A 17,073-nucleotide genomic window follows, 5' to 3' on the forward strand; every position below is an offset into this window, starting at 1 on the left:
CGGCGGGGGCCCACGAAGCCCCCGCCGTCCACCCGTGGACCCGCCCGATCTTTCAGACTTCGAGAGAGAAACAGACTCATGGCGAACTACACCGCCGCTGACGTCAAGAAGCTCCGCGAGCTCACCGGCGCCGGCATGATGGACTGCAAGAAGGCCCTGGACGAGGCCGACGGCGATGTCGACAAGGCCGTAGAGGCCCTGCGCATCAAGGGCCAGAAGGGTGTCGCCAAGCGCGAGGGCCGCTCCGCCGAGAACGGCGCCGTGGTCTCCCTCATCGCCGACGACAACACCTCCGGTGTCCTCGTCGAGCTGAAGTGCGAGACGGACTTCGTCGCCAAGAGCGAGAAGTTCCAGGTCGTCGCCGACCAGCTCGCCGCCCACGTCGCCGCCACCTCCCCGGCCGACCTCGCCGCGCTGCTCGCGTCCGAGATCGAGGCCGGCAAGACCGTGCAGGCGTTCGTCGACGAGGCCAACGCCAACCTCGGCGAGAAGATCGTCCTGGACCGCTTCGCGCAGTACACCGACGGCTTCGTCTTCTCGTACATGCACCGCACGATGCCGGACCTCCCGCCGCAGATCGGTGTCCTCGTCGAGTTCGACAAGGCCGACGCCGCCGTCGCCAAGGGTGTCGCCCAGCACATCGCCGCCTTCGCGCCGAAGTACCTCACCCGTGAGGACGTTCCGGCCGAGGTCGTCGAGACCGAGCGTCGCGTCGCCGAGGAGACCACCCGCGCCGAGGGCAAGCCCGAGGCCGCGCTCCCGAAGATCGTCGAGGGTCGCGTCAACGGCTTCTTCAAGGACGCGACGCTGCTCGGTCAGCCGTACGCCCTTGACAACAAGAAGTCCGTCCAGCAGGTCCTGGACGAGGCCGGTGTCACCCTGAAGCGCTTCACGCGCATCAAGGTCGGCATCTGAGTCCGTCCGCGAACGCGACGGACACCGGACCCCGGTAGGGTCTGAGGCAGTCGTCCGCCCCCGCGCAGGACGACCGCAGATCTGACGAGGAGGCCATTGCCGTACGGGATACCGCGAGGACCCAAGGCAATGGCCTCCTTCGTATGTGCACGAGGAGATCTCCATGAACCAGGGCGCCGTACAGGGCGACGACAACAACGGCAAAAAGGCCGGCCGCTACATGCTGAAGCTGTCCGGAGAAGCCTTCTCCGGCGGTACCGGCCTGGGCGTCGACCCCAACGTCGTGCACGCCATCGCGCGTGAGATCGCGGCGGTCGTACGCGACGGCGCGGAGATCGCGGTGGTGATCGGCGGCGGCAACTTCTTCCGTGGCGCCGAGCTCCAGCAGCGCGGCATGGACCGGGCCCGCTCCGACTACATGGGCATGCTCGGCACCGTGATGAACTGCCTCGCCCTCCAGGACTTCCTGGAGAAGGAAGGCATCGACTCGCGCGTCCAGACCGCCATCACCATGGGCCAGGTCGCCGAGCCGTACATTCCGCTGCGCGCCGTGCGCCACCTGGAGAAGGGCCGCGTGGTCATCTTCGGCGCGGGCATGGGCATGCCCTACTTCTCCACCGACACCACCGCGGCCCAGCGGGCCCTGGAGATCGACGCCGAGGCCCTGCTCATGGGCAAGAACGGCGTCGACGGGGTCTACGACTCCGACCCGAAGGCCAACCCCCACGCGGTCAAGTTCGACGCGCTGGAGTACGGCGAGGTGCTCTCCCGCGACCTCAAGGTCGCCGACGCCACCGCCATCACCCTGTGCCGGGACAACAAGCTCCCGATCCTCGTCTTCGAACTGCTCACCGAGGGCAATATCGCTCGCGCGGTGAAGGGTGAGAAGATCGGCACGCTCGTGAGCGACCAGGGCACCCGGGCCTGACACCCGAACCGGGAACCGCCCCGCAAGGGGATGGGACAGAGCCCTGCCGGTCGTACCCACCGTGCAGGACACAACGCGACGACACGCAGGAGCATGTGGTGATCGAAGAGACCCTCCTCGAGGCCGAGGAGAAGATGGAGAAGGCCGTCGTGGTCGCCAAGGAGGACTTCGCCGCGATCCGCACCGGCCGTGCGCACCCGGCGATGTTCAACAAGATCGTGGCGGACTACTACGGCGCCATCACCCCCATCAACCAGCTTGCGTCGTTCTCCGTTCCGGAGCCGCGCATGGCCGTGGTGACCCCGTTCGACAAGAGCGCGCTGCGCAACATCGAGCAGGCGATCCGTGACTCGGACCTCGGCGTCAACCCGAGCAACGACGGCAACATCATCCGGGTGGTGTTCCCCGAGCTGACCGAGGAGCGCCGCCGGGAGTACATCAAGGTGGCCAAGGGCAAGGCCGAGGACTCGAAGATCTCGATCCGCGCCGTGCGCCGCAAGGCCAAGGAGTCCATCGACAAGCTCGTCAAGGACGGCGAGGTCGGCGAGGACGACGGCCGTCGCGCGGAGAAGGAGCTCGACGACACCACCGCGAAGTACGTCGCGCAGGTGGACGAGCTGCTCAAGCACAAGGAAGCCGAGCTGCTCGAGGTCTGATGAACGACTCTTCCTGGGGGGCCCCGGGCGGCATCGGCCGCCGGGGACCCGACCAGGGGCCTGCCCCGGCGGGTCCCGCAGACGATCGGCATCAGGCGGCGCAGACTCGGCCCATGCCCATCGTGCCCGACGTTCCCGCCGGCGGATTCCAGGACGGTCACAGCCGGGGGGCCGCTCACCAGAGCGGTCCCCTGTTCCGTGACGAGACGCCGCACGAGCACCCGCAGGAGCCCATGTCCAGCCCCACCCCGCCTCCGCCGCCCGCGCCGACGGCGCCACGGCAGAAGAAGAGCGCGGGGCGTGACCTGGGCGCGGCCATAGGGGTCGGAGTCGGTCTCGGCGCCGTCATCGCCGCCTCGCTGTTCATCTGGAAGCCGGCGTTCGTCGGGGTGATCGCGGTCGCCGTGGTCGTCGGGCTGTGGGAGCTCACGTCCCGCCTCCAGGAGCGCAAGGCCATCAAGGCTCCGCTGGTGCCGCTCGCGGTCGGCGGTGCGGCGATGGTCGTCGCCGGCTACGTCCGGGGCCCGGAGGGCGCCTGGGTGGCGATGGCGCTGACGGCGCTCGCGGTACTCGTCTGGCGGATGACGGAGCCCCCCGAGGGCTACCTGAAGGACGTCACGGCGGGTGTCTTCGCCGCGTTCTACGTGCCGTTCCTGGCGACGTTCGTGGCGATGCTGCTGACCGCGGACGACGGTCCGCAGCGGGTGCTGACCTTCCTGATCCTGACGGTGGTCAGCGACACCGGGGCGTACGCGGTCGGCTGGCGCTTCGGCAAGCACAAGCTGGCGCCGAGGATCAGCCCCGGCAAGACCCGTGAGGGTCTCGGCGGGGCGGTGGCGTTCGCGATGGCGGCGGGCGCGCTGTGCATGGAGTTCATGATCGACGACGGGACCTGGTGGCAGGGTCTGCTCCTGGGTCTGGCGGTGGCGGCGAGCGCGACGCTCGGCGACCTCGGCGAGTCGATGATCAAGCGTGATCTCGGCATCAAGGACATGGGCACGCTGCTCCCCGGTCATGGAGGCATCATGGACCGGCTGGACTCGTTGCTGCCGACGGCGCCGGTGGTGTGGTTGCTGCTCGCGCTGTTCGTGGGGACGGGCTGACCGGCCGGTCGGTTTCCTCCGTCGACAGGTGTTGACGGACAGCGGGTACTCTGGAAGGGCTCGTGGCGCGTGCGCTGCGGGCCCTTCCGCCGTCCTCGCCGCCGTGAGGACGCTCCAGTGAGGTCTCCTGGCTTCGGCATCGTCATGCCGCGCTTCCCGCCGACGCGGGGCTGTCCGGACCTCGTGCCGTCTGAGGAGACACCCGATCGTGGCCCGTCCTGTGCCCGGAGAACTCACTTTCATCGCCCCCAAGGGAGCCAAGAAGCCGCCGCGGCACCTGGCGGACCTCACGCCCGCCGAGCGGAAGGAAGCCGTCGCCGCGACCGGCGAGAAGCCCTTCCGCGCCAAGCAGCTGTCGCAGCACTACTTCGCTCGGTACGCGCACGACCCCGCGCAGTGGACCGACATCCCGGCGGCCTCGCGGGAGAAGCTCGCCGAGGCGCTGCTGCCCGACCTGATGTCCGTGGTGCGGCACATCTCGTGCGACGACGACACCACCCGTAAGACCCTGTGGCGGCTGCACGACGGCACGCTCGTCGAGTCGGTGCTCATGCGCTACCCGGAGCGGGTGACCATGTGCATCTCCTCGCAGGCCGGCTGCGGCATGAACTGCCCGTTCTGCGCGACCGGGCAGGCGGGGCTCGACCGGAACCTGTCGACCGCCGAGATCGTGCACCAGATCGTGGACGGCATGCGGTCCCTGCGGGACGGGGAGGTGCCCGGGGGACCGGCGCGCCTTTCGAACATCGTGTTCATGGGCATGGGCGAGCCGCTCGCCAACTACAAGCGGGTCGTCGGCGCGATCCGCCGGCTCACCGACCCCGAGCCGGACGGCCTGGGCCTCTCGCAGCGCGGGATCACCGTGTCCACGGTCGGTCTCGTGCCGGCGATGCAGCGCTTCGCCGACGAGGGCTTCAAGTGCCGTCTCGCGGTCTCGCTGCACGCCCCGGACGACGAGCTGCGCGACACCCTGGTGCCGGTGAACACGCGCTGGAAGGTGCGCGAGGTCCTCGACGCTGCCTGGGAGTACGCGGAGAAGTCGGGGCGCCGGATCTCCATCGAGTACGCGCTCATCCGCGACATCAACGACCAGGCGTGGCGCGGCGACCTCCTCGGCAGGCTGCTGAAGAACAAGCGGGTCCACGTCAACCTGATCCCGCTGAACCCGACGCCCGGTTCGAAGTGGACGGCGTCCCGTCCGGAGGACGAGCGGGCGTTCGTCGACGCCATCGCCCGCCACGGCGTTCCGGTGACCGTCCGGGACACCCGCGGTCAGGAGATCGACGGTGCCTGTGGACAGCTGGCGGCCTCCGAACGCTGACCTTGTACTCTGAGCTCGAACACATCTTCATATTCCGACAGGGGAGCGCCACAGCGCTGAGAGTGCGGTGACCGTAGACCGCAGACCCTCTGAACCTTGCCCAGGTCATTCTGGGTAGGAAGTTCGGTCGTTAACTCAAGCTGTTGCGCCCTGCCCGCGTCCGGGTCCGCCGGACGTGGGCAGGGCCGCGTCTCTTCCTGGTCAACCCAGGAGGAATCTCAGTGAGCACCACCATTTCGGCGAGCACGAAGAGAATGGCCGCCGCCGCGCTCGTCGCGGCGCTGGGCGTCACCACGCTCGCCGCCTGCGGCGCGGAGGACGTCCGCGACGCCGCGGGCAAGACCGGCGCGCCCGCACCGAAGACCGTGACCCTCGTGAGCCACGACTCCTTCAACGCCTCCAAGGAGGTCCTGAAGGACTTCACGGCGCAGACCGGTTTCACGGTCAAGGTCCTCAAGGCCGGCGACGCGGGCGAGGCCGTCAACAAGGAGATCCTGACCAAGGGCTCCCCGCAGGGTGACGTCTTCTTCGGCGTCGACAACACCCTGCTGTCCCGTGCCCTCGACAACGGGATCTTCGTCCCGTACGAGGCGAAGGGCGTGGACCGGATCCCGGCCGCGTACCGTCTCGACAAGGAGCAGCGGGTCACGCCCGTCGACTCCGGCGACATCTGCGTCAACTACGACAAGAAGTACTTCGCCGACAAGAAGCTGGCGCCGCCGCAGACCTTCGACGACCTGGCGAAGCCGGCGTACAAGGACCTGCTCGTCGTCGAGAACCCCGAGCGGTCCTCCCCGGGTCTTGGCTTCCTCCTCGGTACGGCCGCGAAGTTCGGCGACGAGGGCTGGCAGGACTACTGGAAGAAGCTGAAGGCCAACGGCGTGAAGACCGTCGACAGCTGGGAGCTCGCCTACAACCAGGAGTTCTCCGGTTCGGCAGGCGGCAAGCAGGCCAAGGGCGACCGGCCGCTCGTCGTGTCGTACGCCTCCAGCCCGCCGGTCGAGGTGCTGTACGGCGAGCCGCAGCCGAAGGTGGCGCCGACCGGCGTCTCCACCGGTACCTGCTTCCGGCAGATCGAGTTCGCGGGCCTGCTGAACGGGACGAAGAACCCCGAGGGCGGCAAGGCGCTGATCGACTTCCTGATCTCGAAGAAGTTCCAGGACGACATGCCGCTCCAGATGTTCGTCAACCCGGTCGCCAAGGACGCGACGCTGCCGGAGCTCTTCACGAAGCACGGTGTGGTCGTCGACGAGCCGGAGACCATGGCGCCCGAGAAGATCGCCGAGAAGCGTGACCCGTGGATCCAGCAGTGGTCGTCGCTCGTCCTGAAGTAGTGCGGGGCCGGGGCGACCTCCGGAGGAGCGCGGCGCGGCTGGGGCTGATGGCCCTGCCCGTCGCGTTCTTCGGGATCTTCTTCGCCTGGCCCGTCGTGTCGATCGTCGACCGGGGGCTGCGGCCCGACGGCGCCTGGCGGTTCGGTCGCATCGGCGAGACGCTGAGCCGGCCGGAGATCCTCGACGTGCTCGGCTTCACCGTGTGGCAGGCGGCGGCCTCCACCGGTCTGACCTTGCTCGTGGCGCTGCCGGGGGCGTACGTCTTCGCGCGTTTCGCGTTCCCGGGCAAGGGTGTGCTGCGGGCCGTGGTCACGGTGCCGTTCGTGCTGCCGACGGTCCTCGTCGGCACGGCCTTCCTGGCGGTCGTCGGCCGGGGCGGTCTGACGGACGAGCTGTGGGGGCTGCGGCTCGACACCAGCGTGTGGGCGATCCTCCTCGCGCACGTGTTCTTCAACTACGCGGTCGTCGTGCGGACCGTCGGCGGCCTCTGGTCGCAGCTCGACCCGCGCCAGGAGGAGGCCGCGCGGGTCCTCGGCGCCTCGCGCTGGACGGCCTGGCGGACGGTGACCCTGCCCGCGCTCGTGCCGGCGGTGTCGGCGGCCGCCCTGATGGTCTTCCTCTTCACCTTCACCTCCTTCGGTGTCGTACAGATCCTCGGCGGGGACGCGTACTCGACCCTGGAGGCCGAGATCTACCGGCAGACCGCCCGGCTGCTCGACCTGCCGACGGCCGCCGTCCTCACCCTCGTGCAGTTCGCCGCGGTCGGGGCGATCCTGGCCGTGCACGCCCGGACGGTACGGCGGCGGGAGACGGCGCTGCGGCTCGTACCGCCGGAGACGACCGCGCGCCGGCCGCGCGGCATCGGGCAGTGGGCGCTGCTCGCGGGCGTCCTCGTCTCGGTGGCGGTGCTGATCCTGCTGCCGCTCGGCGTGCTCGTGGAGCGCTCCTTCGCGGGGCCGCACGGCTACGGGCTCGGCTACTACCGGGCGCTCGGCTCGCTCGACGAGTCCGGCACCTTCCTCGTGCCGCCGCTGGAGGCGATCGGGAACTCGCTGCGGTACGCGGCGGCCGCCACGGCCATCGCGGTGCTGATCGGCGGGCTCGCGGCGGCGGCCCTCACCCGGCGGGCCGGCCGGCTCGTGCGGGGCTTCGACGCGCTGCTGATGCTGCCGCTCGGGGTGTCGGCGGTCACCGTCGGCTTCGGGTTCCTCATCACGCTCGACGAGCCGCCGTTCGACCTGCGGGCCAGCTGGATCCTCGTGCCGCTCGCGCAGGCCCTGGTCGGCGTCCCCTTCGTCGTACGGACGATGCTGCCGGTGCTGCGGGCGGTCGACGAGCGGCTGCGGGAGGCGGCGGCCGTGCTCGGCGCGTCGCCGTGGCGGGCCTGGCGGGAGGTGGACCTGCCGCTGGTGCGGCGGGCGCTGCTCATCGCCGCCGGGTTCGCCTTCGCCGTCTCGCTCGGCGAGTTCGGCGCGACCGTCTTCATCGCCCGGCCCGACAGTCCGACGCTGCCGGTGGCGGTGGCCCGGCTGCTCGGGCGGCCCGGTGAGCTCAACTACGGCCAGGCGATGGCCCTCTCGACGATTCTGATGGTGGTGTGCGCGGTGTCCCTGCTCCTGCTGGAACGGCTGCGCACCGAGCGGACCTCCGGGGAGTTCTGATGCTTTCGATCCAGGACGCGACCGTACGGTTCGGGGAGCGGGCCGCGCTCGATGCCGTGGACCTGGAGGTCGCGGAGCACGAGATCGTGTGCGTCCTCGGCCCCAGCGGCAGCGGCAAGTCGACGCTGCTCCGGGCCGTCGCGGGGCTCCAGCCGCTCGACGGCGGCCGGGTGCTGCTCGGCGGCGCCGACCAGACGGGGGTGCCGGTGCACCGGCGGGGCGTCGGGCTGATGTTCCAGGACCACCAGCTGTTCCCGCAGCGGGACGTCGGCGGCAACATCGCCTTCGGGCCCCGGATGCGCGGGGCGGCCAAGGCCGAACAGACGGAGCGCGTACGGGAGCTGCTCGACCTCGTCGGGCTGCCGGGGGCCGAGCGGCGCTCGGTGGCCGCGCTCTCCGGCGGCGAGCAGCAGCGGGTGGCGCTGGCCAGGGCGCTGGCGCCGCGGCCCCGGCTCCTCATGCTGGACGAGCCTCTCGGGCAGCTCGACCGGGGGCTGCGGGAGCGGCTCGTCGTCGAGCTGCGGCAGTTGTTCGGGCGGCTCGGGACGACGGTCCTGGCCGTCACCCACGACCAGGGCGAGGCCTTCGCGCTCGCCGACCGGGTCGTGGTGATGCGGGACGGGCGGATCGCCCAGTCGGGTGGGCCCGTCGAGGTGTGGTCGCGGCCGGCCTCGGAGTTCGTGGCCCGCTTCCTCGGCTTCGACAACGTGGTGGCGGCGCGGGTCGTCGGCACGGTCGCGGAGACCGTGTGGGGGAAGGTCCCGGTGCCGGAGGGCTCGCCGCAGGGGGAGCGGCGGCTCCTCGTCCGGCCGGGCGGGGTGCGTCTCGTCCCGCGGGAGTCGCCGGGGTCGGGGGAGCCGGACGCGTGGACCGTCGAGTCCCGGACCTTCCGGGGCGACCGTGTCGTCGTACGGCTCCGGCCGGTGGACGGGCCGCCGCTGGAGGCGGAGTTCCCGCTGAGCGAGGCGCCGGCGCTGGGGGCCGGGGTGGGCGTGGGGTTCGCGGTGGAGGACGTCGTGGTGCTCGGCGACTGACCCGTGTCAGGGTGTGGTGCGCCCGTCGTAGAGCGCGCGCAGCCAGGGCTGCCGGACGGCGGGCAGCCGCGCCAGCGTATGGCGGAACACCTTCTGGTCCGGCTCGAACAGTCTCCACGGATGGTCGGGCAGGGGGTAGTCGTCGCGGAGGACACCGTCCGGGAGCCTGCCCGACATCGGACGCGGTGACGTCTCGCGGGGGAGGGCGAGATGGGCCCAGACCTCGATGGCCAGCGGCACGGCCACCGTGGCGTCGGACGGCGGCTGCCAGGGCTCGCCCGTGCGCGGATGCCGGGGTACGAGGGCGATGTCGGGGACCGGTACGGCAGTGCCGGGGGCGCGCGGGCCGGGACCCGCCAGGGCCACGGACTTCGCGGCGGGCCCCGGGGGCAGCAGCCTGGCGACCGCGCGGCCGAACAGATCCATGACGGGGCCCTCGGGCAGCGTCAGCGGGCCGCCGTCGGAGGCCACCAGGAGATGGGCGAGCGCCGATCCGGCCGCCGCCTGCCACCGGTAGTGCCAGGTGTCCTCCGGAGCGAAGGGGGGTGTGCTGTACGAGTGCCACGTCATGCCCTCCCAGCCGAGCGGCGGGGGGGCCGGCTCTCCGGCGGGCTCGGGGCGCACGGCGTCCGGTTCGAGCCACACCGCCTGCCAGAGAGAGCAGTCGTCGATGCGGGTCGCGACCGGGAGCCCGCACCGCTCGCACGCGAGATTGGGGCCGTCCCGGCCGTCCGGGCCGAAGCAGTCGCCGTCGCACTTCTCGGGAATCAGGACGGTGCCCCGTGTGTCGCCCGGTGCGACGACGGTCCGGCCCCGGGCTCCGAAGGAGACCGAGCCCACCGGAGCGAAGACGCCTTGGGCCTCGGCCTCGGCCTCCCCGATCCCCTCCCACCGCCACGGAGCCCCGGAAGGCGCCGGATCGACGGCGTACGTCCCGGGCTCCATCAGCGGCGGGAGCATCACGTGCCCGACGGACTGATGGGCGTGGGCGGGGAGCGCGACCGGGGACAACGGCGCGGTCAGCGCGGAGCCGCACCCCCTGCACACGAACACGTCCACGTACTCTCCCCCCGACCCCGTACCCCGCGGATTCTCTCCGTGCGGGGTACCGGCGGCCAAAGGGTTTTCGCCCGGACCGGCCCTGTCCCGCGCGCCCGGACCGTCCCCGCCCCGCGGGCTACGCCTTCGCGAGCCGTTCCAGCGCCTCCGGGGCCTCGTCGATCGAGTCGACCAGGGCAATGCGGGGCGCCATCGGGCGGTCGGCGGCGAGGGCATGCAGGAGGGGCCAGGCCGGGAGGCGGTCCGTCCAGTGGGCGCGGTCGACGAGGACCATCGGGGTGGGGGCGCCCAGGGAGCCGTAGTAGTTCGGGGTGGCGTTCGTGAAGATCTCCTGGACCGTGCCCGCCGCGCCCGGCAGGAAGACGACGCCCGCCGTGGAGCGGGCGAGCAGGCCGTCCTCGCGGAGGGCGTTGGCGAAGTACTTGGCGATGCGGCCCGCGAAGGCGTTCGGCGGCTCGTGGCCGTAGAACCAGGTGGGGATGCCGACCGAGTCGCCGCCGTGCGGCCACCGGGCCCGTACCACGAAGGCCGCGCGGGCCCACTCCGTCACGGAGGGGGTGAAGGACGGGGCGGCGGAGAGGAGGGCGAGGGCCGCCGGCAGGGCCTCGTCGGGGAACGGGGCCAGGTACGCGCCGAGGTTCGCCGCCTCCATCGCCCCCGGTCCGCCGCCGGTCGCCACGGTGAGGCCGGAGCGGGCCAGCGACCTGCCGAGCCGGGCGGCGCCCGCGTACGCCTCCGTGCCCCGGCCCATCGCGTGACCGCCCATCACACCGACGACCCGGGCTCCTTCGAGGAGTTCGTCGAGGGCGTCGGAGACGGCGTCGTCGTGGAGCGAGCGGAGCATCGACGAGAAGATGTCGCCGTCGGCCCTGGTCCGTCCGAACCAGGCGTACGCGAGGGCGTCGGGCGTCGACGCGTAGTCGGCGTCCGCGATGCCGTCGTACAGCTCCTCGGGGGAGTAGAGCCCCGCCCGGTACGGGGCGAACGGCAGATCGGGGACGGGCGGGAAGACGAGGGCCCCGTCGGCGCGCACCTTCGCCGCGGCCTCCGGCTCCATGGGGCAGCCGAGGAAGACGGCGCCGGCGGCGGAGGCGGAGAGCAGGGCGAAGGTGCGGTCGGTCAGGTCGACGGACTGGACGCGGAGCCCGGCGAGCGCGCCGGGCCGGGCGAGCGCCGCGTCGAACTCGTCGAGCGTGTGGATCTCGCGTCCGTGCCCGCGCGGACCGGGCGGCCTGTGTGCAGGAGGAGGCGTCGCCATGGGCCCACGATAGGGGCCGCCTGTCGATCGGGCGCGCGGGCGGCCCGTCGGCCGGTCAGGGCCCGGCCTGTCGGCCAGTCAGGTCCCGGCCGGTCGGCGGGCGGCTCGTCAGCCCGTCAGGGGGAGGGCCGCCAGTTCCGCCACGAACCAGGTCAGCGGCAGGAAGACGGCGACGAGCGCGCCCGCCCGCATGAGGGCCGCCGAGCGCAGGACCGTGGGCGGGGCGCCGAGGCGGAGGAGTGCCTCGGTGGTGTGGGCGCGGCACTGCTTGGACTCCAGCGCCGCCGTGAGGAGCGTGGCCGTGGTGCAGGCCATGACCAGGGCGGCGCCGAGACCGGTGAGCGGACCGAACGCGGACGGGCCGGTGCCCGAGGCGTACAGCGCGGCCGCCGCGAGCGTCCCGGAGAGCACCGCGCAGAGCACCCCGAGCGGGCGGCCGATACGGCGGGACTCGTCCATGAGGACGCGGCCCGCGAGCAGCCGGGTGGCGCCCGGCCGGACGGCCTGGAGGAGCCGGCCGCAGCCGTACGTGAGTCCGGGGCCCGCGAGTGCGAGGCCGAAGGCGGTGAGCACCCAGCCGGCCAGGACGCCCGCCGGGCTGCCGTCGAAGCGGCCCGGCAGCGGGAGGTCGTTCCCGGCGCCGCTGCGGCCCGCGTACGTCTCGATGGCCAGGCCGACCGCGACCAGGGCGACGCCCCACGGCAGCCCGGACGGCACCGGCTTCTCGACGCCCTCCGGCTCCGCGGGCGCGGAGCGGGGCCGCAGCGCGAGACCCGCGGCCGTGGCGGCGACGACCGGCAGGATCGCGAGGAGCGTGAGGGCGGCGGCGAGCGGCATCGGCTGGTCGGCGGCGAGGAGCTCGGCCGCCGCCCCGTCGAACGGCAGCCCCGTGATGTCGCCGCGCAGGTGCAGGTAGAAGAGGAGCGCGACCATCGAGCCGAGCGTGCAGGCGACGGCCGTCGACGCCGCCGCGACGGCCGTGAGCCGGACGGGGCCGAGTCCGACCGCCGAGAGTCCGGGGCGCGGCCGGGTGCTGGGGTCGGTGCGGGCCACGGCCACGGCGAACTGGACCGTGGCGGCGAGCGGCAGGGCGCACCAGAGCAGGCGCAGCACGGAGGCCGAGGACTGGGCCGGGTGCCCGACGGCGTATCCGAGGGTGCAGAGCAGCAGGAAGCCCACCCCCGCGGCCGCGGCGGCGACGAGGAGCCGGCGCGTCAGGACGAGCGGGTGGGTCCCGCGGGCTAGACGGAGAGCGAGCACGCGGTGACGCCCTCCGCCCCTGACGCCGGGGGTACGGTGCCGACGCGGCGGCCGTCGAGGAGGGCGACCGTGCGGTCGGCGAGCGCCGCCACCTCGACGTCGTGGGTGGCGAGGAGCACCGTGATGCCGTGCGAGCGGGCCGCCGCGGTCAGGGTGCGCAGGACCTGCGCCCCGTCGGCGCGGTGCAGCGCGGCGGTCGGTTCGTCGGCGAAGAGGACCGACGGGGTGGTGACGAGGGCGCGGGCGATCGCGATCCGCTGGCGCTGGGAGTGGGTGAGCGCGTGCGGGCGCTTGCGGGTGCAGACGCCGATGTCGAGGCGCTCCAGCCATTCGACGGCGGCGGTCTTCGCGGCCCGGTGGGAGGCGCCGCGGAGCAGCAGGGGGAGGGCGACGTTCTCCCAGCCGGTGAGCTCGGGGACGAGGCCGGGCTCGGGGTCGATCCAGCCGAAGCGGTCGCGGCGGAGCCGTTCGCGCTGGGCCGGGCTCAGGGTGTGCACGGGGCTGCTGTTGAACCAGATCTCGCCCTGCTGGGCGACGAGCTGGCCGGACAGGCAGCGCATGAGGGTGGTCTTGCCGCTTCCGCGCGGGCCGACGAGGGCGAGGATCTCGCCTTCGCGGACGCCGAGGGAGACGCCGCTGAGGGCGTCCGAGCCGCCCAGGGTGCAGTGCAGGGAACGCGCCCAGAGCACGTCGTTGTCCGGTGGGGCCATCGCGTACACCTCGATGTCGGATCCGATCTGTGTTCCCCCGTCCGGGGGAACGAAGAGACGGGCCTTTCGGTCACTGGCGCCGTGCGAATTCCGGGGGCGGCCAGGGGAGCCACCGGGAAGGCGACCAGGGATGAACCGTAAGGATTCAGATCGGTTTGTACGGACAGCACGCGGCCCGGGCACGCCGCCATCCACTCGGATGGCCGCATGCCCGGGCCGTTGTCACGCCGTGAGGGCGGCGTGAGGTCCTGTGCCTCGCGGGGAGGTGAGGATCAGAGCTTGGTCCACGCCTCCGTCAGCACCGAGCGCAGGATGCCTTCGATCTCGTCGAAGGTGCCCTGGTCGGCGATGAGCGGCGGGGCCAGCTGGATGACCGGGTCGCCACGGTCGTCGGCCCGGCAGTACAGGCCGTTCTCGAAGAGCGCCTTGGAGAGGAAGCCGTAGAGCACGCGCTCCGTCTCCTCGTCCGTGAAGGACTCCTTGGTGACCTTGTCCTTGACGAGCTCGATGCCGTAGAAGAAGCCGTTGCCGCGGACGTCGCCGACGATCGGCAGGTCGTGCAGCTTCTTCAGGGTGTTGAAGAAGTTGCCCTCCTGGTCCAGCACGTGCTGGTTCAGGCCTTCCTTGTCGAAGATGTCGAGGTTGGCGATCGCGACCGCCGACGACACCGGGTGGCCACCGAAGGTGTAGCCGTGGAGGAAGGTGTTGTCGCCCTTGTAGAACGGCTCCGCGATGCGGTCCGAGACGATGCAGGCACCGATCGGGGAGTAGCCCGAGGTCATGCCCTTGGCGCAGGTGATCATGTCCGGCACGTAGCCGAACTTGTCACAGGCGAACATCGTGCCGAGGCGGCCGAAGGCGCAGATCGTCTCGTCGGAGACGAGGAGCACGTCGTACTGGTCGCAGATCTCGCGGACGCGCTGGAAGTACCCGGGCGGCGGCGGGAAGCAGCCGCCGGCGTTCTGCACCGGCTCCAGGAAGACGGCCGCGACGGTGTCGGCGCCCTCGAAGAGGATCTCCTGCTCGATCTGGTCGGCGGCCCAGCGGCCGAAGGCCTCGGGGTCGTCGCCGTGGATCGGGGCGCGGTAGATGTTGGTGTTCGGCACCTTGTGCGCGCCGGGGACCAGCGGCTCGAAGGGGGCCTTCAGGGCCGGCAGACCCGTGATGGACAGGGCGCCCTGCGGGGTGCCGTGGTAGGCGACCGCACGCGAGATGACCTTGTACTTGGTGTGCTTGCCCTGCAGCTTGAAGTACTGCTTGGCGAGCTTCCACGCGGTCTCGACGGCCTCGCCGCCACCGGTGGTGAAGAACACCTTGTTCAGGTCGCCGGGGGCGTAGTCGGCCAGGCGCTCGGCGAGCTCGACGGCCTTGGGGTGCGCGTACGACCAGACGGGGAAGAACGCGAGTTCCTTGGCCTGCTTGTACGCGACCTCGGCGAGCTCCTCGCGGCCGTGTCCGGCGTTGACGACGAACAGACCCGCGAGACCGTCGAGGTAGCGCTTGCCCTTGTCGTCGAAGATGTAGGTGCCCTCACCACGCACGATGGTGGGAACGGGCGAGTTCTCGTACGACGACATGCGGGTGAAGTGCATCCACAAGTGGTCGTAGGCGGTCTTGCTGAGGTCCTGGCTCACGGCTATCGGGTTCCCCACATATAGGTCTGCTTCTTGAGCTTGAGGTAGACGAAGCTCTCGGTGGAGCGCACGCCGGGGAGAGTGCGGATGCGCTTGTTGATCACATCCAGCAGGTGGTCGTCGTCCTCGCAGACGACTTCCACCATGAGGTCGAAGGAGCCCGCGGTCATCACCACGTACTCGCATTCGGCCATGGCCGTCAGTGCCTCCGCAACCGGATCGAGGTCACCCTCGACGTTGATGCCGACCATCGCCTGGCGCCGGAATCCCACGGTGAGCGGGTCGGTGACGGCGACGATCTGCATGACGCCCTGGTCGAGCAGCTTCTGCACGCGTTGGCGCACCGCGGCCTCGGAGAGGCCGACGGCCTTGCCTATCGCCGCGTAGGGACGGCGACCGTCCTGCTGGAGCTGTTCGATGATTGCCAGGGAGACGGCATCGATCGTCGGGGACGAACCGGTTCCGGTTCTGGAGTCTGTGCTTCGACTGGCCACGGCTTCACTGTGCACCGAGATTGTCCGTCGTGCAAGCCCGAAGTGATGAAATTCGTTGTGAGCGGGTCTGGATCTCACTGAATCCGAAGTTGCGGAGGGTCGGGGCTGTTGAAAGCGTCAGTCGAGCGACTAGGCTGGGGTGTCTCACCCATCGGGACGCCGCACAGGGACGTGCGACGTCAGAACGTGACAGGAGGGGTGGCAAGTGACCACCGAGCTGCGCCGGCTGCGTAACTACATCAACGGGGAGTTCCGCGACGCGGCCGACGGCCGCACCATCGAGGTGGTCAACCCGGCCACCGGCGAGGTGTACGCCACCTCCCCGCTCTCCGGCCAGGCCGACGTCGACGCCGCCATGGAGGCCGCCGCGGCCGCCTTCCCCGCCTGGCGCGACAGCACCCCGGCCGACCGCCAGAAGGTGCTCCTCAAGATCGCCGACGCCTTCGAGGAGCGCGCCGAGGACCTCATCGCCGCCGAGGTCCTGAACACCGGCAAGCCCACCGCCCTCGTCGGGAGCGAGGAGGTACCGCCGATGGTGGACCAGATCCGCTTCTTCGCCGGCGCCGCCCGCATGCTCGAGGGCCGTTCGGCCGGCGAGTACATGGAGGGCATGACCTCCATCGTCCGCCGCGAGCCCGTGGGCGTCTGTGCCCAGGTCGCGCCGTGGAACTACCCGATGATGATGGCCGTCTGGAAGTTCGCCCCGGCGCTCGCCGCGGGCAACACCGTCGTCCTCAAGCCCTCGGACACGACCCCCGCGTCGACCGTCCTGATGGCCGAGATCATCGGGCAGATCGTCCCCAAGGGCGTCTTCAACGTCATCTGCGGCGACCGCGAGACCGGCAAGGCCATGGTCGAGCACCCGACCCCGGCGATGGCCTCCATCACCGGCTCGGTCCGCGCCGGCATGCAGGTCGCCGAGTCGGCCGCCAAGGACGTCAAGCGCGTCCACCTGGAGCTGGGCGGCAAGGCCCCCGTCGTCGTCTTCGAGGACACCGACATCGAGTCGGCCGTCGGGGACATCGCGGTCGCGGGCTTCTTCAACGCCGGCCAGGACTGCACGGCCGCCACCCGCGTCCTCGTCCACGAGTCGATCCACGACGAGTTCGTCGCCGCCCTCGCCAAGGCCGCCGCCGAGACGAAGACCGGCCAGCCGGACGACGAGGACGTGCTCTACGGCCCGCTCAACAACGCCAACCAGCTGAAGCAGGTCTCCGGCTTCATCGAGCGCCTCCCGGCCCACGCCAAGGTCGAGGCCGGCGGCCACCGCGTCGGCGACAAGGGCTACTTCTACGCCCCGACCGTCGTCTCCGGCCTCAAGCAGGACGACGAGATCGTCCAGAACGAGGTCTTCGGCCCGGTCATCACCGTCCAGTCCTTCACGGACGAGGCCCAGGCCCTCTCGTACGCCAACGACGTCGAGTACGCCCTCGCCTCCTCCGTCTGGACCAAGGACCACGCGCGCGCGATGCGCATGTCCAAGGCCCTCGACTTCGGCTGCGTGTGGATCAACACCCACATCCCGCTCGTCGCCGAGATGCCCCACGGCGGCTACAAGAAGTCCGGCTACGGCAAGGACCTCTCCGCGTACGGCTTCGAGGACTACACGCGCATCAAGCACGTCATGACCTCCCTGGGCTGATCCCACCCCGGCGCGTGGACCGCGGCCCCGGCATCCTGGTCGACAGGGTGTCGGGGCCGCGGTC

General features: G+C 71.3%; 15 protein-coding genes and 1 riboswitch. Of the genes, 9 read left to right on the forward strand and 6 right to left on the reverse strand.

From position 1 onward, the window contains the following. Nucleotides 1-78: 78 nt before the first annotated feature. From tsf to ACFC0G_RS31230, 8 genes are all read left to right on the forward strand, one after another. On the forward strand, nt 79-915 hold the full coding sequence (gene tsf / locus ACFC0G_RS31195; RefSeq protein ID WP_376409572.1) for a translation elongation factor Ts: 837 nt from the start codon (nt 79-81) through the stop codon (nt 913-915). A gap of 163 nt (nt 916-1,078) precedes the next feature. Further along, nucleotides 1,079-1,843, forward strand: coding sequence for a UMP kinase (gene pyrH, locus ACFC0G_RS31200; RefSeq protein WP_356677385.1), 765 nt, complete (start codon nt 1,079-1,081; stop codon nt 1,841-1,843). Nucleotides 1,844-1,941: 98 nt separating this feature from the next. Continuing rightward, nucleotides 1,942-2,499, forward strand: coding sequence for a ribosome recycling factor (gene frr, locus ACFC0G_RS31205; protein ID WP_024755672.1), 558 nt, complete (start codon nt 1,942-1,944; stop codon nt 2,497-2,499). After that, the gene (locus tag ACFC0G_RS31210) at nt 2,499-3,602 is read left to right on the forward strand and encodes a phosphatidate cytidylyltransferase (RefSeq protein WP_376409576.1); all 1,104 of its coding nucleotides are present in this window, start codon (nt 2,499-2,501) and stop codon (nt 3,600-3,602) included. The genes frr and ACFC0G_RS31210 overlap by 1 nt, the downstream gene beginning before the upstream one ends. Before the next feature lie 208 nt (nt 3,603-3,810). Beyond that, a complete protein-coding gene (gene rlmN, locus ACFC0G_RS31215) occupies nt 3,811-4,923 on the forward strand; it encodes a 23S rRNA (adenine(2503)-C(2))-methyltransferase RlmN (protein WP_376409578.1) in 1,113 nt (370 codons plus the stop codon). Nucleotides 4,924-4,952: 29 nt separating this feature from the next. Further along, nucleotides 4,953-5,062: riboswitch (TPP riboswitch) on the forward strand. Nucleotides 5,063-5,177: 115 nt separating this feature from the next. Then, nucleotides 5,178-6,257 (forward strand): thiamine ABC transporter substrate binding subunit, encoded by a 1,080-nt coding sequence (locus tag ACFC0G_RS31220; protein ID WP_376409817.1) that lies wholly within the window; start codon nt 5,178-5,180, stop codon nt 6,255-6,257. Nucleotides 6,258-6,304: 47 nt separating this feature from the next. Next, a complete protein-coding gene (locus ACFC0G_RS31225; protein ID WP_376409819.1) occupies nt 6,305-7,918 on the forward strand; it encodes an ABC transporter permease in 1,614 nt (537 codons plus the stop codon). Next, nucleotides 7,918-8,952 carry an ABC transporter ATP-binding protein gene (locus tag ACFC0G_RS31230; RefSeq protein ID WP_376409580.1) on the forward strand — a complete coding sequence of 345 codons (1,035 nt, stop codon included), beginning with the start codon at nt 7,918-7,920 and terminating at the stop codon, nt 8,950-8,952. The genes ACFC0G_RS31225 and ACFC0G_RS31230 overlap by 1 nt, the downstream gene beginning before the upstream one ends. A 6-nt stretch (nt 8,953-8,958) precedes the next feature. On the opposite strand, the gene ACFC0G_RS31235 is transcribed toward ACFC0G_RS31230, so the two are convergent. The 6 genes from ACFC0G_RS31235 to ACFC0G_RS31260 all read right to left on the reverse strand — a co-directional run bounded on the left by ACFC0G_RS31235 (nt 8,959) and on the right by ACFC0G_RS31260 (nt 15,382). Then, on the reverse strand, nt 8,959-10,011 hold the full coding sequence (locus ACFC0G_RS31235; protein ID WP_376409582.1) for a hypothetical protein: 1,053 nt from the start codon (nt 10,009-10,011) through the stop codon (nt 8,959-8,961). Nucleotides 10,012-10,129: 118 nt separating this feature from the next. Beyond that, on the reverse strand, nt 10,130-11,269 hold the full coding sequence (locus ACFC0G_RS31240) for an LOG family protein (RefSeq protein WP_376409584.1): 1,140 nt from the start codon (nt 11,267-11,269) through the stop codon (nt 10,130-10,132). A 108-nt stretch (nt 11,270-11,377) separates the two neighbouring features. Beyond that, entirely contained in the window at nt 11,378-12,529 is a 1,152-nt protein-coding gene (locus tag ACFC0G_RS31245) for a hypothetical protein (protein WP_376409587.1), read from the reverse strand. Further along, a complete protein-coding gene (locus ACFC0G_RS31250) occupies nt 12,511-13,239 on the reverse strand; it encodes an ABC transporter ATP-binding protein (RefSeq protein ID WP_376409590.1) in 729 nt (242 codons plus the stop codon). Before ACFC0G_RS31250 ends, ACFC0G_RS31245 begins: the two co-directional genes overlap by 19 nt. Before the next feature lie 272 nt (nt 13,240-13,511). Continuing rightward, entirely contained in the window at nt 13,512-14,891 is a 1,380-nt protein-coding gene (locus ACFC0G_RS31255) for an aspartate aminotransferase family protein (protein ID WP_376409593.1), read from the reverse strand. Continuing rightward, nucleotides 14,876-15,382 (reverse strand): Lrp/AsnC family transcriptional regulator, encoded by a 507-nt coding sequence (locus tag ACFC0G_RS31260; RefSeq protein ID WP_037641878.1) that lies wholly within the window; start codon nt 15,380-15,382, stop codon nt 14,876-14,878. The genes ACFC0G_RS31255 and ACFC0G_RS31260 overlap by 16 nt, the downstream gene beginning before the upstream one ends. Before the next feature lie 190 nt (nt 15,383-15,572). Here ACFC0G_RS31260 and ACFC0G_RS31265 point away from each other — a divergent pair, with 190 nt between their 5' ends. After that, nucleotides 15,573-17,009, forward strand: a complete 1,437-nt coding sequence (locus tag ACFC0G_RS31265; protein WP_376409598.1) for a gamma-aminobutyraldehyde dehydrogenase — start codon at nt 15,573-15,575, stop codon at nt 17,007-17,009. Nucleotides 17,010-17,073 lie beyond the last annotated feature (64 nt).

This window comes from Streptomyces sp. NPDC056169, assembly GCF_042268445.1.
Lineage (GTDB): Bacteria > Actinomycetota > Actinomycetes > Streptomycetales > Streptomycetaceae > Streptomyces.

What these genes read in the sequence shown, in the direction of transcription:
- pyrH (WP_356677385.1), top strand. Translation starts at nt 1,079, where the DNA reads ATGAACCAGGGCGCCGTACAGGGCGACGACAACAACGGCAAAAAGGCC.
- ACFC0G_RS31225 (WP_376409819.1), top strand. Translation starts at nt 6,305, where the DNA reads ATGGCCCTGCCCGTCGCGTTCTTCGGGATCTTCTTCGCCTGGCCCGTC.
- ACFC0G_RS31210 (WP_376409576.1), top strand. Translation starts at nt 2,499, where the DNA reads ATGAACGACTCTTCCTGGGGGGCCCCGGGCGGCATCGGCCGCCGGGGA.
- tsf (WP_376409572.1), top strand. Translation starts at nt 79, where the DNA reads ATGGCGAACTACACCGCCGCTGACGTCAAGAAGCTCCGCGAGCTCACC.
- ACFC0G_RS31240 (WP_376409584.1), bottom strand. Translation starts at nt 11,269, where the DNA reads ATGGCGACGCCTCCTCCTGCACACAGGCCGCCCGGTCCGCGCGGGCAC.
- ACFC0G_RS31250 (WP_376409590.1), bottom strand. Translation starts at nt 13,239, where the DNA reads ATGGCCCCACCGGACAACGACGTGCTCTGGGCGCGTTCCCTGCACTGC.
- ACFC0G_RS31230 (WP_376409580.1), top strand. Translation starts at nt 7,918, where the DNA reads ATGCTTTCGATCCAGGACGCGACCGTACGGTTCGGGGAGCGGGCCGCG.
- ACFC0G_RS31220 (WP_376409817.1), top strand. Translation starts at nt 5,178, where the DNA reads ATGGCCGCCGCCGCGCTCGTCGCGGCGCTGGGCGTCACCACGCTCGCC.